Origin of the sequence: Bradyrhizobium sp. HKCCYLRH3099 (assembly GCF_051167855.1) — a bacterium.
Taxonomy (GTDB): domain Bacteria; phylum Pseudomonadota; class Alphaproteobacteria; order Rhizobiales; family Xanthobacteraceae; genus Bradyrhizobium.
In genome coordinates, this window is record NZ_JBNPTW010000002.1 from 17,842 (window position 1) to 39,107 (window position 21,266).

20 protein-coding genes are annotated in these 21,266 nt (G+C 65.5%); 13 read left to right on the forward strand and 7 right to left on the reverse strand.

The window, feature by feature from the left end:
- Positions 1-2: 2 nt before the first annotated feature.
- Positions 3-1,211: an efflux RND transporter periplasmic adaptor subunit gene (locus ACQR1Y_RS05345; RefSeq protein WP_434879548.1), complete on the reverse strand. Its 1,209-nt coding sequence runs from the start codon at positions 1,209-1,211 to the stop codon at positions 3-5.
- 353 nt (positions 1,212-1,564) lie between these two features.
- Between ACQR1Y_RS05345 and ACQR1Y_RS05350 the strand changes: the two genes are divergently transcribed.
- The 3 genes from ACQR1Y_RS05350 to ACQR1Y_RS05360 all read left to right on the forward strand — a co-directional run bounded on the left by ACQR1Y_RS05350 (position 1,565) and on the right by ACQR1Y_RS05360 (position 3,822).
- The gene (locus ACQR1Y_RS05350; protein WP_434879547.1) at positions 1,565-2,455 is read left to right on the forward strand and encodes a hypothetical protein; all 891 of its coding nucleotides are present in this window, start codon (positions 1,565-1,567) and stop codon (positions 2,453-2,455) included.
- Positions 2,456-2,619: 164 nt separating this feature from the next.
- Positions 2,620-2,859, forward strand: a complete 240-nt coding sequence (locus ACQR1Y_RS05355) for a hypothetical protein (RefSeq protein WP_434862326.1) — start codon at positions 2,620-2,622, stop codon at positions 2,857-2,859.
- 165 nt (positions 2,860-3,024) lie between these two features.
- Entirely contained in the window at positions 3,025-3,822 is a 798-nt protein-coding gene (locus ACQR1Y_RS05360; protein WP_434862327.1) for a transporter substrate-binding domain-containing protein, read from the forward strand.
- A gap of 88 nt (positions 3,823-3,910) precedes the next feature.
- Here ACQR1Y_RS05360 and ACQR1Y_RS05365 read toward each other — a convergent pair whose 3' ends face one another.
- The 3 genes from ACQR1Y_RS05365 to ACQR1Y_RS05375 form a co-directional block, all read right to left on the reverse strand.
- Positions 3,911-4,705: a substrate-binding domain-containing protein gene (locus tag ACQR1Y_RS05365; protein ID WP_434879546.1), complete on the reverse strand. Its 795-nt coding sequence runs from the start codon at positions 4,703-4,705 to the stop codon at positions 3,911-3,913.
- A 198-nt stretch (positions 4,706-4,903) separates the two neighbouring features.
- A complete protein-coding gene (locus ACQR1Y_RS05370; protein WP_434879545.1) occupies positions 4,904-6,391 on the reverse strand; it encodes a flavin-containing monooxygenase in 1,488 nt (495 codons plus the stop codon).
- A gap of 281 nt (positions 6,392-6,672) precedes the next feature.
- Positions 6,673-7,122, reverse strand: a complete 450-nt coding sequence (locus tag ACQR1Y_RS05375; protein ID WP_434879544.1) for a cupin domain-containing protein — start codon at positions 7,120-7,122, stop codon at positions 6,673-6,675.
- A gap of 133 nt (positions 7,123-7,255) precedes the next feature.
- Here ACQR1Y_RS05375 and ACQR1Y_RS05380 point away from each other — a divergent pair, with 133 nt between their 5' ends.
- The gene (locus ACQR1Y_RS05380; RefSeq protein WP_434879543.1) at positions 7,256-8,299 is read left to right on the forward strand and encodes an AraC family transcriptional regulator; all 1,044 of its coding nucleotides are present in this window, start codon (positions 7,256-7,258) and stop codon (positions 8,297-8,299) included.
- Here the strand turns inward: ACQR1Y_RS05380 and ACQR1Y_RS05385 are convergent.
- Entirely contained in the window at positions 8,289-9,509 is a 1,221-nt protein-coding gene (locus tag ACQR1Y_RS05385) for a polyhydroxyalkanoate depolymerase (protein ID WP_434862331.1), read from the reverse strand. The two genes, ACQR1Y_RS05380 and ACQR1Y_RS05385, sit on opposite strands and share 11 nt — an antisense overlap.
- A gap of 209 nt (positions 9,510-9,718) precedes the next feature.
- Between ACQR1Y_RS05385 and ACQR1Y_RS05390 the strand changes: the two genes are divergently transcribed.
- Both ACQR1Y_RS05390 and ACQR1Y_RS05395 read left to right on the forward strand, forming a co-directional pair.
- Complete coding sequence (locus ACQR1Y_RS05390; protein WP_434879542.1) at positions 9,719-10,375, forward strand: glutathione S-transferase family protein; 657 nt, start codon at positions 9,719-9,721, stop codon at positions 10,373-10,375.
- Positions 10,376-10,718: 343 nt separating this feature from the next.
- On the forward strand, positions 10,719-11,153 hold the full coding sequence (locus ACQR1Y_RS05395; protein WP_434879541.1) for a cupin domain-containing protein: 435 nt from the start codon (positions 10,719-10,721) through the stop codon (positions 11,151-11,153).
- A 758-nt stretch (positions 11,154-11,911) separates the two neighbouring features.
- Here ACQR1Y_RS05395 and ACQR1Y_RS05400 read toward each other — a convergent pair.
- Positions 11,912-12,184 (reverse strand): hypothetical protein, encoded by a 273-nt coding sequence (locus tag ACQR1Y_RS05400; protein ID WP_434862334.1) that lies wholly within the window; start codon positions 12,182-12,184, stop codon positions 11,912-11,914.
- A 135-nt stretch (positions 12,185-12,319) separates the two neighbouring features.
- Here ACQR1Y_RS05400 and ACQR1Y_RS05405 point away from each other — a divergent pair, with 135 nt between their 5' ends.
- The 5 genes from ACQR1Y_RS05405 to ACQR1Y_RS05425 all read left to right on the forward strand — a co-directional run bounded on the left by ACQR1Y_RS05405 (position 12,320) and on the right by ACQR1Y_RS05425 (position 17,090).
- Complete coding sequence (locus ACQR1Y_RS05405; protein ID WP_434879540.1) at positions 12,320-12,679, forward strand: hypothetical protein; 360 nt, start codon at positions 12,320-12,322, stop codon at positions 12,677-12,679.
- Between the two features lie 77 nt (positions 12,680-12,756).
- A complete protein-coding gene (locus ACQR1Y_RS05410) occupies positions 12,757-13,596 on the forward strand; it encodes a GyrI-like domain-containing protein (protein ID WP_434879539.1) in 840 nt (279 codons plus the stop codon).
- A 163-nt stretch (positions 13,597-13,759) separates the two neighbouring features.
- Positions 13,760-14,686: an SMP-30/gluconolactonase/LRE family protein gene (locus ACQR1Y_RS05415; RefSeq protein ID WP_434879538.1), complete on the forward strand. Its 927-nt coding sequence runs from the start codon at positions 13,760-13,762 to the stop codon at positions 14,684-14,686.
- Positions 14,687-14,798: 112 nt separating this feature from the next.
- Positions 14,799-15,392, forward strand: coding sequence for a GNAT family N-acetyltransferase (locus ACQR1Y_RS05420; RefSeq protein WP_434879537.1), 594 nt, complete (start codon positions 14,799-14,801; stop codon positions 15,390-15,392).
- A 63-nt stretch (positions 15,393-15,455) separates the two neighbouring features.
- Positions 15,456-17,090 (forward strand): GMC family oxidoreductase, encoded by a 1,635-nt coding sequence (locus ACQR1Y_RS05425; RefSeq protein ID WP_434879536.1) that lies wholly within the window; start codon positions 15,456-15,458, stop codon positions 17,088-17,090.
- Between the two features lie 274 nt (positions 17,091-17,364).
- On the opposite strand, the gene ACQR1Y_RS05430 is transcribed toward ACQR1Y_RS05425, so the two are convergent.
- On the reverse strand, positions 17,365-18,510 hold the full coding sequence (locus ACQR1Y_RS05430) for an ABC transporter substrate-binding protein (protein ID WP_434879535.1): 1,146 nt from the start codon (positions 18,508-18,510) through the stop codon (positions 17,365-17,367).
- Positions 18,511-18,689: 179 nt separating this feature from the next.
- On the opposite strand from ACQR1Y_RS05430, the gene ACQR1Y_RS05435 reads away from it, so the two are divergent.
- Both ACQR1Y_RS05435 and ACQR1Y_RS05440 read left to right on the forward strand, forming a co-directional pair.
- Complete coding sequence (locus tag ACQR1Y_RS05435) at positions 18,690-19,481, forward strand: helix-turn-helix transcriptional regulator (protein WP_434879534.1); 792 nt, start codon at positions 18,690-18,692, stop codon at positions 19,479-19,481.
- 74 nt (positions 19,482-19,555) lie between these two features.
- Positions 19,556-20,734 carry a cytochrome P450 gene (locus tag ACQR1Y_RS05440; protein WP_434879533.1) on the forward strand — a complete coding sequence of 393 codons (1,179 nt, stop codon included), beginning with the start codon at positions 19,556-19,558 and terminating at the stop codon, positions 20,732-20,734.
- Positions 20,735-21,266 lie beyond the last annotated feature (532 nt).

Genomic DNA, 21,266 nt, shown 5'->3' on the forward strand with positions numbered 1-21,266 from the left:
CCTCATTTGCTCGCGGAGACCGGTTCGATCGCCTTCAACTGCGGATCGACCTTCTGCCCGGGAATAGCGCGCAGCAGGCCGGCGACGACCACGCGGTCGTCGGCCTTGAGCCCACCATCGATCACGCGAAGGCCGCCGTCGAGCGGTCCCATTTTGACCTTGCGCTGCTCGACCAAATTGTCGCCGTTCACCACGAGCACGTAGCGCCCGCTCTGGTCGCTGCCGAGCGCGGAGTCGGGCACCAGCAGCGCGTCATTGACGCGGTCCAGCGGGATGCGGATGCGCACGAAATAGCCGGGCAGCAGCACGTGATCGGGGTTCGGCACCACCCCGCGAACGGCCAGCGTGCCGGTCGATGCATTGACGGTCGGCGCGGCGTAGTCGAGCTTGCCCTGGTGCGGATAGCCGCTCTCCGTCTGCAGGCCCAGCTCGATCGGGAACTGCTTGAGATCCGTCGCCGTCATGCCGCGGCGCCGCGCTTCGGCACGGATGCGCAGCACGTCCTGTTCGTTGACGGTGAAGTTGACGTAGACCGGATCGAGCGAAACGATCGTCGCCAACTGGGTCGGCGACGCCACGCCGACGAGTTCGCCGACCGAGACCTGGTGCGCGCTGACGACGCCGTCGAATGGCGCGATGACTTTGGTGTAGCCGTAATTGACCTTCGCGATCTTGGTGTTGACCTGCGCCTGCTGCAGATTGGCCTGGGCGTTGTCCCGAGCCGAGGTCGAATTGTCGAGCGCGACCTGCGACGCGGCCTGGCGCGCGACGAGGTCGGACTGCCGCTTGAAATCGGCATCGGCCTGCTTGAACGACGCCTGCGCGCCGGCTTCCGCTGCCTGCGCCTGGTCGAGCTTCAGCTTGTAGGTCTCCGGCTCGATCGTGAACAGTGTCGTGCCTTCCTTGACCACGTCGCCGTCCTTGTAGTCGATCGACTGCAGGAAGCCCTGAACGCGGGCGACCAGATCGACGTTCTTGACCGGCGCGGTGTTGCCGGTGGCTTCGAGATAGCGGGTGACGGCGCGCTGCACCGGCAGGGCGACGTCCACCTTCGGCGGTGGCGGCGGCTGGTAGCTGTTCTGCTCGCAGCCCGCGAGCAGCGAGGCGCCGGACGCAATCAGGAGGGCAGCCGTTCTGGGCAGCCAGGCGCAGGCGATGCGCTGTTTAGAAAATTCCGCCCGTGAGGAGATGGAAGTGTCGATCTGCGCCATTCCGCCTTCCGTATGAAATGATCTTCGGAGCAATCGTCGTGTCGGACAACAAACAACAATGTTGGTCGCCTCCATAACAACAATCGTTCAGCGGCGGAACAGCAATGCACTGCAGCAGGCGCGAAGAAATCCTGGCCTCTGGCCGATCCACCCAAATTTTCCCACTTGCCAAGCCCGTCCGGTCATCGCAGCCTCCGGGACCCATTCTCATCAGGTTGTCTCCGGGCGGAAGCACGTCGACCGGGGATGGCCTGATATCGTGCTCATACTGACAAGTTGATGGCGCTTGCCGGATGCGGGCGATGTTTCACATTTGAGAGCAATCCAGGCTCGGCAGCATTGAGGATCGATCGATGATCAATCGTTACAAGCGGATGTTATTGCTCGGCTTGGCGGCAGCGGCCGGCTTCGCTGCAACGCAAGCGCTGGCGCAGACCGATGCGCAGCGCAACGCCATCAAGTCGTCCTGCCGGTCCGACTACATGTCGAAATGTTCGAGCGTGCCGCCCGGCGGCGCGGCGGCATTCCAGTGCCTGCAGAAGAACATGGCCGGCTTGTCCTCGTCGTGCCAAGCCGCCGTGAAGGCGCTCGAACCCGCGGCCGAGACCAAGCCGGCTGCTCCTTCACCGGCGGCTCCGAAGCCCGCGGCCGCGGAGGCGCCGAAGCCTGCCGTCGACGCACCGAAGGCCGCGGCGCAGCCGGCAGCGCCGGCGACCCCTCCGCCTGCAGCCGCGCCCGCCGCAGCGGCGGCGACGGCCAAGCCGGAGCCGGCGAAGCCCGCGGCGGCAACACCGGCAGCAAAGCCGAGCGAGGCGCAGGTGGCCGCGATCCGCAGCGCCTGCGGCTCCGATTATCGCAGGGTCTGCAGCAGCGTGCCGCCGGGCGGCGCCGCTGCGATGCAGTGCCTGGAGCAGAACAAGGCCAAGGTCGGGCCGGCGTGCGCTCAGGCCATCGCGGCGGCGAGTGGCGGCGGCGCGGCCGCCGCTGCGTCGCCCGCGGCGACGGCCGCAGTCGCGCCGACGACGGCTGCGGCGCCACCGGCTGCTCCCGCGATGGTGCTGAGGCCGCTCCGGCCGCTGGAGGAATTGCGCATCGTCAGGGCCGCTTGCGGCACCGATGCCCGGGCCTTCTGCAGCGGCGTCGAGCCGGGCGGCGGCCGTGTTGCGCAATGCCTTGCCGCCAATGCCGGCGCGCTGTCGCCGGCCTGCAAGGGCATGCTCGCCCAGTTTGCAGCCAATCGCTAGGCGGCCTCGCCGACCGGCCCCGTAGTTCGACGGGCATTGCACCCCAACGTGCGGATCGTTTCGATCCACCCAAATTGTCACAGTTGAAAAGCCGCGGGAGGCCCGGCAAATTCAAGACAGGGTGGATATTTTCCTAATCAAATGATGACCATCAGGAGTTCGTCATGCGCAGCATTCTCTCACGTATCGTTCTTTCGACTCTCTGTGGCCTGTTCGTTCTGGCATTGATGCCGTTCGTCTCGATGTCGGATGCCAACGCCGTCGTCTGCGCGCGCGGCGTCGTTCGGGCAGGCTGCGCCGGTGCCGCCGGTGCGGTGGTCGTGCGCAAGCCGCCCGTTGCGGCGGCCACGACGGCGTGCCGGACCGTGATCGTGAATGGCGTGGCCGTTCGTCGTTGCGTTTAAGGCGGGTTTAATCGCCTTTCGATATCGAGCTATTCGAAACGGTAATGGCGGCGCGCAAGTTTTGCGCGTCGCTTGTTGCTTTGCGAGAGCAAGGTAAGCTGTATTTAACAGTGCTCCCGGCAAGGTGCGGCCCGTAACCACTTTGCAATTCGATGGGAGAGGGCCATGGCGTTCTGGCGCTGGCTGCGTGATGCAGCCCTGGCAGCTGCGGTAGTCACGTTTGTCGGTCACAGCGCCGGGGCCGCGGGCCTGAAGGACGAGATCGCGCCGGGCGGGAAGCTCAGAGTCGCTATCGCCGTCGGCCCGGCTGGTGGTGCGTTCTGGTGCGTCAAGTCCGATAGCGGCTATGCAGGTGTCCCCGTCGAACTCGGCAAGGCGATGGCTGCACAGGTGGGCGTCCCCGTCGAGTTCGTCGAGCATCCAAATGCGAATTCCATCATCGATGGAGCTTCACAGGGCGCCTGGGACGTCACTTTCCTGCCGAAGGATTCCGAGCGCGAGACCAAGGCATCATTCGGCCCGGTCTACGACTCCGTCGATACGACGTTCATCATCCGCGCCGGGCTCGATATTCCGAACCTTGCCGCGCTCGATCAGGCCGGCCATGAGATCGCGGCCATCAACGATACGACGGTCATGCGCGGGGCGAAGGCATTCATGAAGAAGGCGACCGTCGTCGGCTTCAAGTCTTACGAGGAGGTCTATGCGTTGCTCGCGGCCGGCGAGATCGATGCACTGGCGCTGGCGCGTGATCAGCTGGTCATCCTCTCCAAGCAGCTCCCGGGCACCAAGGTGCTGAACGAGACCTTCAAGAAGACCGACACCGCTGTCGCCGTGCCGCTGAAGCATCCGCAGTCGCTCGCCTTCGTCACCAAGTTCATGACGGAATCCAAGGCAAACGGCCTGTTGAAGAAGGCCTACGGCGCCAACAATCTGAGCGAGGCGACGCTGTTCACCCAGTGAGCGTCGCAGCCGTTGCGGTATAGCCGACCGAACTCTCCCTGCGCGTCATGCGAGGGAGAGTTTTCTGTTTCGACCCGATGCGATCGGATCAGTTCGGGGGCTTCCTGACGATCGGATCGAGGCCGCTCTCCGCGATCACCTTGCGTGCGTCCGGTGATCCCAGGAAATGGATCAGCGCCTTGCCGGCCTCCGGCTCCTTGGCATTCGTCGCGATGCCGGCGGAGAACACGGTGATCTTCTGCAGGCCCGCCGGCAGCGGCCCGACGATGTCGATGCCATGCACCGGCTTCAGCTCGCTGATCTGCTGGAAGCCGATCTCGGCCTCGCCCTGCGCCACGATCTCGCCGACCGGGGTGGCCGGAATCATCCGCGCCTTGCCCTTCATCTCGTCCTTGATGCCGAGCTTGTCGAACATCTCGGTGGAGACGTAGACGCCGCTGGCGCTGTCCGAATAGGCGATGGTCTTGGCGGCGACCAGCATGCGCTTCACGGCGTCGGCGTTCGAAATGTCCGGGTGCGGCGTGCCTGACTTGACCGCCACGCCGATCGGTGAATTGGCGAGATCGGCATGGCTGTCCGGCACCACCTTGCCTTTGGTGGTGAGATCGCTCAGCGCATAGCCGACCATGATCAGGACGTCCGCGGGCTCGCCGCGGTCCAGCCGCACCGGAATGGCATTGGCGGTGGTTCCCATCGACGGGCCATAGGCGATCGTGACATTATGGCCGGAGCGCCGCTCGAACTCCGGCACCAGCGCCTTGAAGGCTGCGGTCATGCCGCCGGAGATCATGACGTGAACCTCTGCGGCCTGTGCTGCGCCGCTCAGGGCGATCACCGCCGAAAGAGCGGCGGTCAGGGAACGCAGGCGGGTTGCGAGAGTCATGTGAGTCTCCGAGGCAGAGGCCTGTGGCCAGGGGCGCCTTGGATAGCCCGCCTGCCGTTCAATGACCAGCGGCCGACTGTGCGGCGCGTCCCATCGATCGGATCAAATCCGAGTGCTGTGGAGCCACGGAATACCGAGCGATCTCTGGTGCGGCAACAGCGTGTCGGCGCGGAGGCGACACGCTGGCGCCGAGCGGCATCACCCCGCCTGATAGGACGGAGCGGACGCAAGAAACGCGTGGTAGGCGTCGGCGTCGGGCGGCGTGAACATCTCCGCCAGCGCGCCGCGCCGCCGGCGCTTGGCGCCGATATCCGCAAGCAGTTCGTCGAAATGCTTGAAATGATATGGCGCGACGCAGAGGCCGCCATAGACGCCCGCCGCCGGCCGCTCGACCCGCTTGAAGTGCAGCATCATCTCGATGTTGTCGCGCATCTCACGCTCGCTCGGCTGGTGCGCGAGCTGCTTGTCGGCGTAGCGGACGAGCCAACGCGCGGCCATGTCGGCACACAGGACAGTGCAGAAGCTCGAATTGAAGCCGACGAAGCCCATGTCCGGCAGATCGGGATTCGCGATGACGCGGTAGAGCCGGTACTGCCCGTCGGGGTCGACGAGCTTGGCGCGATCGGCCGCCGACAGGAAGGGAACGCCGAGCTTGTAGCCGATCGCGAGCACGGCGACGTCGGCGGCGATCCGCTCGCCGCTGCTGGCGACGATCGTGCCCGGCTCATAGTGATCGAAGGTGCCGAGCACCGCCTTGATGCGGCCATCCGCGACCATCGGGAAGAAGTCGGGCGTCGCGATCGGGACCGAGCAATTGACGCCGTCCTCGATCCGCTCCTTGGGCACCATCTTGCACTTGGCGAGCTTGAGCTGCGCCTTGAGCAGGCTTTCCAGGCCGCGCCAATTCGCCCAGACCAGCGGCTTGGCGAGCTTGTGCGCCAGTCGCGACAGCGGGCCGATGCCCCAGCTCGCGAACATCTGCTCCTGGGCGCGGATGTAGAGGATGCGCTTGAAGTTGAGGAGGCCGCCGATGAAATAGGGGATGCGCCACACCGGCTCGCGAAACACGATCGTCACCGAGCGCGCGCCGGAGCGGACCGCGTTGACGGCGATGTCGGTCGCCGATTTCGAACCGCCGAGCACGACGACGTTGCGCCCCTTTGCGATACTAGGATCGTTATACTTCGACGAGTGCAGAATGGTGCCGCCAGCGGCCGCGAACTGATCCTCACCGGCAAGCGACAAGGTCTGCGGCTCGTTGAACTGGCCGGTGCAGACGGCGACGAAATCAAAATCCTCTCGGCTCGATTGATCGCCGGTCTTGAGATCCAGCGTCCAGCCCGGCTTGCCGTCCGCGCGGCGCTGCATCGACAGCACGGCGGTGTTCAGCCGCATGAGGCGAGTGAGGTCATGGCTTCGCGCGTAGTCGGCGAGATAGGCATAGACCTGCGGTCCTTTGGGCCACTCCGGATAGCTGTCCGGCATCGCCTTGTCGGTGTAGCGATAGAGATCCTTCGGGCTCTGGGTCTGAACGTCGGGATAGGAGCGCGCCGGTTCCCAGACGCCGCCGAGATCGGCACTGCGCTCGACGATGGTGACATCGTGGCCGTGTGCCGTGAATGCCTTGGCTGCGGCGAGGCCGGAGACGCCGGCGCCGATCACGCAGACGTTTTTTCGAGTGATCATGGGACCTCCTGTTGTCGAGCGCGCGGCCGCATGCGGACGGCCGTCATCGGCCGCGCTGCAGGAGCTCGCTGAAAGATTCGATGATGGCGAAGGCCGCCCGGCGCGACCGCAGCAGATGACGCTGACAAGAGGCCAGCGCCGGTGAGACGGCGAGATGCTCTCGCCAGTCAGAATTGGTTCAAGCGAAGCACCCGCTCATCCCGCGGAGACACGCCAAGGCGATCGCGCCCACCGCGCGCCGCACTGCCGTGATGAGCTTGTGCTCCCGACGTCGCCCGCGCCTAGTCGTTGGCTTCGGGCGGCAGGAAGTTGACCTCGTGCTCGGCGGAGATCCGCACGACCTCGGCAGGGTCGGCGAGATTGTCCAGCATGTTGAACAGCGCCTCGAGCTTCTGCATCGGCGACACCCAGAACAGCGCCTTCGCCGGCTTGTCCGACTTGTTGAAGTAGCCATGCGGAATGCCGCGCGGCATGCGCACGAGATCGCCGGCATGGGCCTTCACCCAGGCGCCGTCGAGCTTGAGATCGAGCACGCCCTCCTGCACCAGGATGAACTCGTCCTGCGTCGGATGGACGTGAACCGGCACGAACTGCCCGGGATCGCTGTTGGTCTCGAACGCGAAGGTCGAGTCGGTGATGGCTTTGGGGAAGTAGAGCTGACCCAGGATATTCCAGGTCTTGCCGGCATAGCCGGTGCCCGCACGCGTGATGCCTTTTTCCAGTGTGATCATGGCGGATCTCCTTGCTGCACACGGGCTGAGGATCGAGCAGGTCGCGGCGCGGTGTCTATCCAGAAAACGAATCCCTCGACGCCAGATGCTAATTATTATAGGTTTCAAATGATTTCGACGGACGATGTGAGCCATGACTGCAGCTGCAGCCGCTGATCGTAGTTGGAAAGACGCCGCATCGCCGCGGCTCGCCGCCTATCGCCGTGTTGCAACGCACGATGTCGATGAGGCTGCTGAACAAATAGGCCGCATCTTCTGTCCGCACGGGCTGCAACCGAAGGCAGAGACTGCGCGTGATTTCCTCGCGCTGCATAATTGCGCGGCATTCGACGGCTTCTCCATCAACTATGTCGCCTATGGCGGCGTGGTCTCGATCGATCCCGGCTGCCTCGACCGGTTCTTCCTGGTGCAGTTGCCGTGCGCGGGGGCGGCCGGCATTCGCACCGCCGCCCGCGAAGTGACGACCGGTCCCGAGGGCGCGGCCTCCTTGTTGTCCCCGACCGTGCCGACGCGGATGGTCTGGGACCATTGCGCCCAGCTCATTCTGCTGCTCGATCGGAGCCTGGTCGAGCAGCGGGCCGCAGCGCTCTCGGGGCGCGCGGTGCGGCCGGTCGAGTTCGATCCGGCGATTGAGCTGTCCGTCGACCACGGCGCGCGGCTCCGGGCCCACATGCTTGCTCTTGCCGACCTCGCCGAACAACTCGGCGGCGAGCGAAGGCTGTCGGCGGTAGCCGCCGCCGACTGGCGCGAGACGCTGCTGGACATCCTGTTCCGGCAGCCGGGCGACGGATTGTCGGAGGCGATCAGGGTGCATTCCGGCCGGAGCGCGACGTTGCCCCAGGCCGTCCGCAGGGCGCGCGATCTGCTCGATGCGCAGGCAACAGAACCGCTCGATCTCAACGAACTCGCCGTCGCCGCCGGCGTCGGCATTCGTGCGCTGCAGGGCGGCTTCCGCCGTCACTTCGGCATGTCGATCTCCGACATGCTGCTGGATATCCGGCTGGCGCGGCTGAATGCGCAGCTGATGACGGCGGCCCCCGCGGCCCGCATCATCGACCTGGCCTTCGAGCTCGGCTTCACCCATCTTGGGCGGATGGCGGGGGCCTATCGCGAGAAGTTCGGGGAGACGCCGTCAGCGACGCTGCAGCGCGTGCAGCGTGGCCGCTCTACGAATTGACGTGGACGAAGTCGCGCAGCAACGGATAGATCTCGTTATTCCACTTCTTGCCGCTGAACACGCCGTAATGGCCGACACCGGCCTGCATGTGGTGGACGCGGCGATAGGCCCGCACATTGGTGCAGATGTCCTGCGCCGCCAGCGTCTGGCCGATCGAGCAGATGTCGTCGCGCTCGCCCTCGACGGTCATGAGGCCGATCCGCCTGACAGCCTTCGGATCGACCGGACGGCCGCGATGCATCAGCTTGCCCTGCGGCAAGAGATGCTCCTGGAAGACGTCGCGCACAGTCTCGATGTAGAACTCGGCCGGAAGGTCCATGACCGCGAAGTACTCGTCATAGAAGGTCTTGATCGTCTCGGCCTTCTCGACCTCGCCCTTGGCGATGTGATCGGCGAGGTCGAGGTGCTGCTTCACATGCCGTTCGAGGTTCATCGAGACGAACGCCGTCAGCTGCACGAAGCCCGGATACACTTTCCGGAACGCGCCCCGGCATTGAAAGGGCACGTAGTGGATCAGGTTGTCCTCGAACCAGTCGATCGGCTTGCTCTTGGCGAACTCGTTGACTTTGGTCGGCTGGATTCGCGTATCGATCGGCCCGGCCATCAGGGTCAGCGTCGCCGGCCGTGACGGATGGTTGCCCTCGCACATCACGGCTGTTGCGGCCAGCGCCGAGACGGATGGCTGGCAGATCGCGACCATGTGCGGCCGCGGTCCGAGCTGGCTGAGGAAGCTGATGAGATGATCGGTGTAATCTTCCAGCCCGAAGCGGCCGTGGCCCGGCGGAATGTCGCGCGGATTGTGCCAGTCGGTGATGTAGACGTCGTGGTCCTGCAGCAGCGTCTTCACCGTGCCGCGCAGCAGCGTGGCGAAGTGGCCGGACATCGGCGCGACCAGCAGCACCTTGGGCTGGTCCGGCGCGCCATCCTTCTTGAAATGCAGCAGCGAGCCGAATGGCGTCTTGAACGTGACCTCCTCGGTCACGCCGAGTTCGTGGTTGCCGACCATCACGCTGTCGATGCCATAGGCCGGGCGTGCGTAGGTCAGCGCGGAGCGGGAAATCAGCTCGAGCGCCGCGGAGAGCCGCCGCATGGCGCGGCCGGAGAGGCCTGAGGGGATCAGATTGAGATAGCGCATGGCGGCCGCAGCGCCCTGGCGCCATGGCTCGGTCAGGTCCATGTGGTTCTGATAGGCTTGGTACAGCAGCGCCATCGGGTCCGATCCGTTACATGCACGTGCATAGGCAGCATCGAAGATGCAATATCGGAGCCAGGGCCACGGAGTCTTGCCTGAAAAACTGGCATGTCGCTTGCTCAATGAAATCTCAGCAGTATCCGGCTCCGCGTGATCACCGGCCCGTGCGGGCCGGCCGATCGCCTGAGCGACAAGCGACCGACGACACGACAAGGGGGTAGGGCGAGATGACCAAAGCGACGTTGACGATCAGCAGCAAGAATTACTCGTCATGGTCGTTGCGCGGCTGGCTGCTCGCGAAGTTCGCCGGGCTCGATTTCGACGAGGTCGTGGTCGGCCCGGACGACGCCTCGGCGCGCGCCGAGATCCTGCTGCTGTCGTCCTCGATCCTGGTGCCCTGCCTCCGCCATGATGGCGCGACGATCTGGGATACGCTGGCCATCGCCGAATACCTCAACGAGACTTTCCCGCAGGCCGGACTGCTGCCGGCCGATCGCATCGCGCGGGCGCATTGCCGCTCGATCTCGGGCGAAATCCACTCGGGCTTCACCACCTTGCGCGCGTCGCTCCCCGTCAACCTCAAGGGCCATTTTCCCGGCTTCAAGGTGTGGACCCGCGCCCAGGCGGACATCGACCGCATCTGGGCGATCTGGCGCGACTGCCTGGCGAAGTCCGGCGGCCCATACCTGTTCGGCCAGCAGCGCGGCATGGCGGATGCCATGTATGCGCCTGTCGTGACGCGCTTCGTCACCTATGACGTCAAGCTCGAGCCGCAGCTCAAGGCCTATGCCGACCTGATCATGGCGATGCCGGAAATGCGCGAATGGATCGAGGCGGCCAAGGCCGAGCCCGAGGAGATCGAGGAGCTGGAGGTCGAGTACTGACGGCCCGGCAGCCGCCGCTCGCCCCGCGGCTTGCCGCTCTGGCGGTCTCATGCGGCTCATGGCTCGGGCAGACGCTGCCCAAATCGAAGCCGACACGGTCCGGCATCTGCGCGTGATCCGCGTCTCCGGGGCGACCTTCGCCACAAGAGACGACCGCGAAAATCCCGTTGCTCACAAGCAGTTCGCGCGCGCGTGCGGGGAGCCCGCCGGCCATCCTTGCGCTGGGAGCAGGGCATGGCGCGGTTTTCGCATAGCACAACGGGCTTTCAGGCGTGGTGGCCGCTGCGGCCGTTCGATGGGCCTCAGGGGTTGCCGATGCCGCGATCAACCGGTGGAGGCCGTCATGAACCAGCATGCTGTGGTGACCAAGTTCTCGCACGTGAAGCCTGAAGACACCGACTACAAGGGCGGGGGTCTGCGCGACTTCTTCCTCTATCGCGATCTCGGCATCGCCGAGGCCACCGGCGGCCAGGTGATCTGCCATCTCGTCAAGGCGAATCCCGAGTGCCCGCCGGTCGACGGCACCGGCTGGCACCGGCACGATTGCGATTTCCAGATCGTCATCATGATGAAGGGCTGGGCGCGCTTCATGTACGAGGACAAGCCGACTTTGGTGAAGGCCGGCGATGTCGTGCACCAGCGGCCGGGCATCGTGCACTACCTGTACGATTATTCCCCCGACATGGAATACATGGAGATCGTCAGCCCGGCGGATTTCAAGACGGTCGAGATGCCGCCCGCCACCGACAAGGTGCCGCCGGTCACGCCCTGGAGTTGAGCGCTGCGGCCCACGCTCTGATCCGTTAATGCCCGTCGTCCGAATCCTCTCTGCAGGCGGACGGCGGTCATCACGGCGTTGCTCGATCTGGTGGTGCATCGCGGTCCGCGCCGAGATGTAGCGGTGAACAGCCGAGAACATGATGCTGCGGCTGATTCGGGCGCGATTCGTTCCAGTCGCGTTCCGAAGGTTAAGCGCCGTCACGATCGCCGTTGCGTTCTGGGACACTCAGCGTGAATGTCGAACATCGGCGAGCCCGGATGACGATGTTGGCGAGAGAGTCCTGCTCTCATCGGCCAGCATCCGCGTTGTTAAGCTTTGATGTGCGCCTGATCATCACTGCTGCAATCGCAGCCGTCACCATCTGGTAGGTCGGGCCGATGAACGCGCAGATGTAGCCGTGAACAAGTGTCGGACCTGATGTCGCCGCTGATTCGAGCGCGATTCGTTCCAGTCGCGTTCCGAACCTTAAGACGACCGTTCGGCACCGTCACATTTTGCAACAGGCCGGGTCTTGAAACACGCAGGGCGCGCCTTGAATGCCCGGCATGTCCGTTGGCAGCGCGCGTGGCTGCCTTTCTTGCCGACGGAAATCGCGATGACGCAGTGGGCTTGCAATGACGGGATAGCGGGGCCAATGGCGGAACGGCGATTGCGGCGTGATCGCTGGCGGCCGATCCGTTCGTGATGCTCAATGCACGTTCGAAAATAGATGTTCGGCAAGACCGGCCCTGAGCGGAGCCCAGGGCCTTGAGTGATCAATAAGACGAAGCGCGGTCGGCAACGAAGCTCGGCTGCGGACGGCGCGCGTTGCGCTCGTCAAAGCGCGTGCGCGGGAAGCGCCAGCCGATGACGGTGGCTTCGAGTGCGCCGCCTGATTCCTTGTTGTGCCACTTGCCATCAATATAGAAACACGGAAACGGAAGCTGATAGGTGCCGCTGTGATCCTCGCAGAGCACCTCGACGGTCTGGCCCGGCGGTGGTTCGCCGTTGCCGTCGAATTGCGCCAGCCGTTTTTCGCGCGTAGCCATTCTGTCCATCTCCCTAAAAACGGGTCCGAGCCTGGAACTTCAATGCGCGATTGAGGTCTCAGTATGGTATCAATCAGGAAACAGCGTAAGTTCCATGCAAAATCATGTGTTTGGCAAGCGAATGAGAAAATTGTGATGCGAATCGTCATGGCTGCGAGCGTGCTCGCGATGTGTGTGTGCTCCGCCGTGCATGCGCAGGATATTCCAGGGATCGAGATTTGCACCGCCGAGAAGGCGATGGATCGCAGGACCTCATGCCTGCAGAGCAACATCGATTTCCTGCAGAAGACGATCACCAAGCAGTCGCTCGATCAGCAGCAGAAGCTCGATGCCGCGAACCGGCAGATCCAGGCCCTCAGGGCAGCGCTGATCGCGCAGCAGAGCGCGATCGACGAACTCAAGGCCGCGCAGGCGAAGCTCGTCGACGAACTGAAGAAGAAGGCCGATGCAGCGGCCGCCAAGGACGCCGCCCCGGCGAAGCCGGCCGGCAAATAGCCGGGCCGCGGCGCAAGAACGATCAAGCGGTCGAATCCGTCGACCGGCATGATGCGCGGCTTCGTCAGGAGACAGGCGTGTCTACCAACCCCGCCCAGAAGGCGCTCTGGTACATCGAGAGTCATCTGACCGCGCCGCTGTCGCTCGATGACATCGCGCGCATGGCCGGCGTGTCGCGCTTTCACATCGTGCGTGCGTTCGCGGCGGCAACCGGCGTGTCGGTGATGCGCTATGTCCGGCTGCGTCGTCTCAGTGAGGCGGCGCGCGCGCTCGCCAAGGGCGCGCCCGATATCCTTACTCTCGCGCTGGAGGCGGACTACGGCTCCCACGAAGCCTTCACCCGTGCGTTTCGCGACCAGTTTGGTGTCACGCCGGAGATGGTCCGCGCCGACGCGCGCCTCGATGGCCTCGCATTGCAGGAGCCGATCCTGATGGACCAGACCCCGCTCGATGATTGTCCCGTTCCCCGCTTCGTCACGTCAGAGGCGCTGCTCGTCGCCGGTCTCGGCGAGCGTGTCAGCGTCGACAGCGGCGCCGGGATTCCCGCGTTGTGGCGCCGCTTCAATGCGATCACGCACGAGGTTCCGGCACGCCGCGGAACGGTGGCTTACGGCGTCTGCTGCAACGGCGACGATGCCGGCAATTTCGACTACATCGCAGGCATCGAGGTGGCCGATTTTTCCGACCTGCCGCGGACCTTCAGCCGCGTGCGGGTGCCGGCTTCGACCTTCGCCGTGTTCACCCATGCCGGCCACATCTCCTCGATCCGCCGCACCGTGCACACGATCTGGAATCGCTGGTTGCCGCAGTCGGGCTGCACGATCGTCGACGCGCCGAATTTCGAGCGCTACGACCAGCGCTTCGACCCGCTGACCGGCAATGGCGGGCTGGAGATCTGGCTGCCGGTGATCCGCTGACCGCGCCGACTTGCGTCAGCCTGCTGCGAGCCTCACCCCGCAGCAGAGCTGCCCTGCGGTCGCACACCCAGCCGCTTGCTTGGCAAGCCACGTCAGCTTTGCGATAACCTCCTGATAACAACAAGGCGCCGCATCGCGGCGTGACAAGCGGGAGGTCCGTTCGATGTCCAACATGCGCGTGCTCGCCACAGATCTCGAATTCCCCGAAGGGCCGGTCGTGATGCCCGACGGCTCGGTGGTGCTGGTCGAGATCCGCGGCAAGCGCCTGACGCGGGTCCATCCCGACGGCCGCAAGGAGGTCGTGGCGCAGATTCCGGGCGGGCCGAACGGCGCCGCTCTCGGCCCCGATGGCAAGATCTACATCTGCAACAATGGCGGCTTCTCCTGGATTCCGACCGGCAAGATGATCATGCCGGGCCCGCAGCCGGAGGATTATCAGGGCGGCTCGATCCAGCGGATCGATCTGCAGAGCGGCAAGGTCGAGACCGTCGTCACTCGTTGTGGCGAGCACGAACTGCGCGGGCCGAACGACCTCGTGTTCGATCGTCACGGCGGGCTGTGGTTCTCCGACCTCGGCAAGCGCCGCGCCCGCGACATGGATGTCGGCGCGTTCTATTATCTCAAGCCCGGCATGAGCGAGATCGTCGAGGCCGTGCACGGCATCCTGCCGGCCAACGGCATCGGCCTGTCGCCGGACGAGAAGACCGTCTACATCGCGGAGACGCCGACCGCGCGGCTCTGGGCGTATGACGTGCCGGAGCCGGGCACCGTGAAGCCGCGCGACGTGATCTATCGCGGCGAGCGCGGCCGCCCGATCTGCGGCCTCGGGGGCTACCAGATGTTCGATTCGCTCGCGGTCGAGGCCAACGGCAATGTCTGCGTCGCGACGCTGGTCTCCGGCTGCATCAGCGTGATCGCGCCGAATGGCACCCTGGTCGAGCAGGTCCCGACCGGCGACCGCGTCACCACAAACATCGCCTTCGGCGGCCCCGAATTGAAGACCGCGTACATCACGCTGTCCGGCCGGGGCGAACTGGTGACGATGGACTGGCCGCGCCCGGGCCTGCCGCTGAATTTTCTGAACAAGTGACGTTCGGCATGATAGTTCCGTCATTGCGAGCGTCAGCGAAGCGATCCAGGGCCGCGTACGCGACTCTGGATTGCTTCGTCGCTTGCGCTCCTCGCAATGACGGAATCCAATGATGCCCTTTCTCGAACCGGTCACCCTGCGCGGCACGCACGCCAGCCTCGTGCCGCTGTCGCCCGACCACCACGACGCGCTGGTCGAGGCCGTCAGCGACGGCGAATTGTGGAATCTGTGGTACACCGCAGTTCCGAAACCCGAGACCATGGCCAAGGAGATCGAACGCCGGCTCGGCCTGTTCGCCGCGGGCAGCATGCTGCCGTTCACGGTGCTCGACGCCGACGGCAAGGTCGCCGGCATGACCACCTACATGAATGTCGACGCCGCCAACCGCCGCGTCGAGATCGGATCGACCTGGACCGCGAAGCGGGTGCAGCGCAGTGCGCTCAACACCCAGTGCAAGCGGTTGCTGCTGGCGCAGGCCTTCGAGGCGATGGACTGCATCGCGGTCGAGTTCCGCACGCATTTCTTCAACCACCAGAGCCGCCGCGCGATCGAGCGGCTCGGCGCCAAGCAGGACGGCATTTTGCGCAGCCACCAGATCGCGCCGAACGGCACGCTGCGGGATACCGTCGTCTACAGCATCACCGCCGCGGAATGGCCGACGGTGCGGGCGCATCTCGATTATCAACTGCATGACAAGGCGCGCTGATCGCGCTATGGCCGCCTTGCCGCGTCATGCGGCAGGCATGATGAGACCGGGACGACAGACGAGATGGATACGTTCGACTATGTGATCGTGGGCGCCGGCTCGGCCGGCTGCGTGATCGCCAACCGCCTCAGCGAGGACCCGTCGGTGACGGTGTGCGTGCTGGAGGCGGGCCCGCGTGACTGGCATCCCTACATCCATCTGCCGGCCGGCTTCATCAAGACCTTCTACATGAAGAGCATCAATTGGGGCTACCAGCAGGAGCCGGGGCCCTACACGGCCGGCCGCAGCATCTATGCGCCGCGCGGCAAGACGCTCGGCGGCTCGTCCTCGATCAACGGCCATGTCTACAATCGCGGCCAGAGCCAGGATTTCGACACCTGGGCGCAGATGGGCAATCGCGGCTGGAGCTATTCCGACGTGCTGCCGCACTTCCGGCGCATGGAGAAGCGCATCGGCGCCGGCGACGAGCAATATCGCGGCCGCGACGGCAGCCTTGAAGTCACCACCATGGAGTGGAAGGACACGCTGTGCGAGGCCTTCATGGACGGCGCTGTCACGCTCGGCATCCCCCGCAATCCCGACTACAACGGCGCCATCCAGGAGGGCGTGTCCTACGTCCAGCGCACCATCCAGAACGGCCGCCGCGTGTCGTCGGCGACCGCGTTCCTGAAGCCCGCCAGCAAGCGGCCCAACGTCGAGATCCGCACCCACGCGCATGCCACCGGCATCATGCTTGACGGCAAGCGCGCCGTCGGCGTGCGCTACAGCCGCGGCGGACGCGGCGGCGTGCCGGTCGAGGTGCGCGCGCGGAAGGAGGTCATCCTGTCCGGCGGCACCTACAACTCGCCGCAGCTGTTGCAGCTCTCCGGCATCGGCGCGCCCGAGCTGTTGCAGCAGCACGGCATCGAGGTGCGCCATGCGCTCCGCTCTGTCGGCGAGGGCCTGCAGGATCACTACGCGCCGCGCACGGTGGCGCGCGTCAAGAACATCAAGACCATCAACGAGCTCGCGCGCGGCCTCAATCTGTGGGGCGAGGCGCTGAAATGGGCGGTGACGCGCAAGGGCATCCTGTCGCTGTCACCGACCATGGTCTATTGCTTCTGGCATTCCGGAGAAACCGCGGAGAGCTCCGACCTGCAGCTCACCTTCACGCCTGCGAGCTATAAGGAAGGCGTGCAGGGCCAGCTCGAGGACGAGCCCGGCATGACGGTCGCGTCGTGGCAGCAGCGCCCGGAGAGCCGCGGCTATGTCCGCATCCGCTCCGCCGATCCGTTCGCGCCGCCGCTGATCCAGACCAACTATCTCACAGCCGAGCTCGACCGCCGCGTCATCGTCGCCGGCATGAAGCTGGCGCGCCGGCTCTTGGCCTCGGCGCCGCTCGCGCCGTACTACGCCTACGAGGATTTCCCGGGCCCGAAGGTGAACAGCGACGACGAATTTCTCGCCGCCGCCATCCAGCGCGCCACGACGACCTTCCACCCCGGCTGCACCTGCCGCATGGGCCCGGCCGACTCCACCTGGGCCACCGTAGACGACCAACTCCGCGTGCACGGCATGCAAGGCCTCCGCGTCGCCGACGCCTCCATCATGCCGCGCATGATCTCGGCCAACCTGAATGCGGCCACGCTGATGATCGGCGACAAGGCGGCGGATCTGATTTTGGGCAAGGGCGCGACGGCGGAGAGACTATCGGCCTAAGAGCGCGTCACCTCACCCGTGGAGGTCGAGCACCCACCGCGCCAAAGGTGAGCTCCCCTCCGCCTTGCGGGGAGGGGTCGGGGGTGGGGGTCCCCGGGCGCTGAACGCAGTTTCTTTCGGCGAGCTGCTATCCAGGACCAGTCTGTCTCGCGCGCACTCAATCGCGCATCATTGATAGTCGGACTCGTGGCCCCCCACCCCCGACCCCTCCCCGCAAGGGGGAGGGGAGTGCACCGTCCGCGCCGGGCTCGTTGTGCCAAAAACGCGAACCCGACTACTTCACCAGCCTGAACTTCCCGCCCTCGACCTTGATCAGGAACGCCGAGCGCTCGTCGTAGCCGTTGTGGTCGGTCGGGCTCATGGTCGAGAGGCCGTTGTTGAGATAGATGTCCTTGCCGCGCTCCAACTCGTCGCGCAGGGCGGCGCGGAATTCCGGCGTGCCGGGCTTGGCGGCCTTGAGCGCGCCGGGAATGGCGCCTTTCAGCAGCGTCACCGTGTCCCACAGATGCGCGGCGAAGATGTTCGGCCGGTCGCCATGGACGGCCTGATAGGCCGAGACGAACGCGTCGTTGGCGCGGCGGAACGGATCCTCCGGCGAAAGATCGTCGGCGATCGAGAACGCTTCGCCGGCGAAGATCGCGCCCTCGACGTTCTCCTTGCCGAGCTTGATGAACTCCTGCGTCGCCACGCCATGGGTCTGGAAGATCTTGCCCTGATAGCCGCGCTCGCGCAGCGCCTGCTGCGGCAGCACGGCGGGCGTGCCGGCCGACGCAATGAACACCGCATCCGGATTGGTCGCGATCACCTTCAGCGCCTGGCCGGCCGCGCTGGTGTCGCCGCGCGCATAGACCTCATGCGTGGTCACGGTGATGCCGAGCTTCGGCGCCAGCCTGCTCACCTCCTGGTAGTAGCCCTCGCCATAGCCGTCGGAGACGCCGATGAAACCGAGCGTCTTGACGCCGCTCTTGGCGATGTATTTCAGCATCGCCGCGGCCATAATGTCATCGTTGGGCACCACCTTGAACGCCCACTTCCGCTTGTCGTCCATTGGCTGGACGATCGCCGTCGAGGCCGCCAGCGACAGCAGCGGCGTGCGTGACTCCAGCGCGACATCGAGCATCGGCATCGTGACCGGCGTCAGCGACGAGCCGATGATGACGTCGACGCCATCCTGGATGACCAGGCGCCGCGCATTCTGCAGGCCCTTGACGCTGTCGGATTCGTCGTCGAGCGCGATGTAGACGATCTTCTCGCCGCCGATCTCCTTCGGCAGTGCGGCGACCGCCTTGATCTGCGGCTGCCCGAGCGCCGAGCCGGGCCCGGTCGCCGACACCACGATACCGACCTTGATGTCAGCCCGCGCCGGCGCGCCGAGCGCCAGCATGGCTGCCATTCCGAGCGCAGTGAGTGCGGCTCTCATCGCGAGTTCCTCCCCGTTGAGCGTGCCCGGCGCGTTGATCGGCCGCGACTTCGAGCTGCCAAGCCTAGCCCCGTCGCGGCCGTGCGTCTGTCCCCGTGGTTGGTGACGTCGGGCGGCCTTCCAGCTGTCCAACGTTGCTGCTAGGCTGAAACAAACAGAACATCCAGGGGAGGACCATCATGGAGGCCATCAGGTCCGGCGTCGATGCGACCAGCGCCGTCAGCGCCCTGGTGCTCGCCATCGGCCAGCCGTCGTTTCCGGCCGTCCTGATCGACACCTTGCGCGATGTCGCCGATGTCGGCCATTGCATGGTGTTCTCTTTCGCCGGCCAGCGCTCGGCCCGCTGCCTGCTCAGCACCGGCAACATCGCCATCGGGCCCGATCTCGGCACCGCCTATTCGGAGCATTTCCACACCGCCGATCCGAACCGCGACGTGATCTTCCGCGAGCGCGCGGAGCAGCGACACATCCTGCTGCCGCACTTCGCCCGGCGGATGTATCCGAAGGGCTATCGCAAGCTGTTCTTCGAGGACTCGGAGATCGTCGACAAGGCCGCCACCGCGATCTGGGTCGGCGATCACTGCACCTATGTGAACTTCTATCGCACGGCGGAGCAGGGCGGCTTCACCGAGGCCCAGCGGCAGCGCATCACGGCGGTCGCCCCGATCGTCGCCGCCACAGTTGCGCGGCATTGCGAGGACGATACGACTGTCTCTGCTCCGGCCGACAAGCTCGCGCTGCTATTCGCGCAAGGCGGACCGCTGTCGGTGCTGACCCCACGCGAGAAGGACGTCTGCCGGCGCATCCTCGAAGGCTTCACCTCGGAGGCGATCGCCGGTGATCTCGGCATCGCGCTCAACTCCGTCTTCACCTACCGCAAGCGCGCCTATGAGAAGCTCGGCATCGCCTCGCAGAACGAGCTGTTCGCGATCGCGCTGCGGCTCATGACGGCGCCGAAGCCGCTGAACTGATCATGTCACACATCACCGGGACAGACGCCGCTCATGCGCGCGGCTAGCCTGCGCCGTCTGACCGGAGGCCACGCGTGAGCACCGCACCGCATTTCGACATCGATCCCGCTGCGTTCTGGGCCGATCCCTATCCGGCGCTGGCGAAAATGCGCCAGGAGGCCCCGATCGCCTTCGTGCCGCAGCTCGGCAGCACGCTTTTATGCCGGCGCGACGACATCTTCGTCTCCGAGAAGCAGATCGACGTGTTCAGCTCGCACCAGCCGCAGGGGCTGATGAACCGGCTGATGGGCCACAACATGATGCGCAAGGACGGCGCCGCGCATATGGCCGAGCGCCAGGCGATCGCGCCGGCGGTGTCGCCGCGCGCGGTCCGCGTGCAGTGGCTGGCACAGTTCCAGGCCCACGCCGACCGGCTGATCGACGCGCTCGATCCGGCGGCCGATGTCGATCTCGTCCGCAATTTCGCGCTGCCATTCTCCGCCGAGTGCCTGAAGCTGATCACCGGCCTCACCAACATGCGCTTCGAGGACATGAACGCGTGGTCGCAGGCGATGATCGACGGCATCGCCAACTACACCGGCGACCCCGCGGTCGAGGCGCGCTGCAACGCCGCCACCACAGGCATCGACGCCGCGATCGACGACATGCTGCCGGTGCTGGAAAAGACCCCGAACCAGAGCCTGCTCGGCGTGATGCTCGCCACGCAGATGCCGATGGACAGCATCCGCGCCAACATCAAGCTGGCGATCTCCGGCGGCCAGAACGAGCCGCGTGATGCGATCGCCGGCACGGTATGGGCGCTGCTGACGCATCCCGAGCAGCTCGCGCTCGCCATAAGCGGCGAGGTGCGCTGGCTGCAGGTGTTCGAGGAATATGCCCGCTGGATCTCGCCGATCGGCATGTCGCCCCGGCGCATCGCCAAACCCTGGACCATCCGCGACGTGACGTTCGAGCCGGAGGAGCGCGTGTTCCTGATGTTCGGCTCGGCCAACCGGGACGAGGCGCATTTTCCCGATCCCGACCGCTTCGACATCCGCCGCAACGTCGCCAAGAGCATCGCCTTCGGCGCCGGCCCGCATTTCTGCGCCGGCGCCTGGGCCTCGCGCGCGATGATCGCCGACGTCGCCCTGCCGACGCTGTTCGCGCGGCTGCAGAACCTGCGGCTGCGAGACGCCGAGCCGATCCGCATCGGCGGCTGGGCCTTCCGCGGCCTGCTCAACCTGCCGGTGACGTGGGATGCGACGCGGAATTAATCCGGTGCTGTCTGGCGATTTGTTTGCACGACGGGCACGCCGTGCATGTGCGCCATGCGTGAATTGCCCGTCGTGTTAGTTTGCCGCAGGCGTCCTGGCTTGTGTCGTCGGGCAAATCAGGTCGATGCTCTGGCTCACCCGCCTCGAGCAGAGGGACGTACGCGTCGTCACGAACGTGGAGGTGGGCTGCGATGGACGTGACGGTCGTGCCAGACGAGCATGGCCGGCGCGGACGGCGAAGTCGTGTGGTCCTGGCCTCTCGACGCTGAGGTCAAGTCCGTGGTCGTTGCTTGACGGCACGCGCGGGCGATGGGGGCAACAAAGCCGATCCCCAGGGAGAGCACGAAGGACACCGTTAAAACCAATCGCGCGGGGAAGGCCGGGTCTGTCCGGCTGTACTCGTGGTGACTGCCGCCTGCATTTCTTTCTGCAGGCGGGCCACGGGCCTCAGCCGAGGTCCGGCCTTCCTCGCGCCCTCTCTTATTTCGGAGGGACATGAGCGATGCATGCCTCGGGCACGATGTGCCGCGGG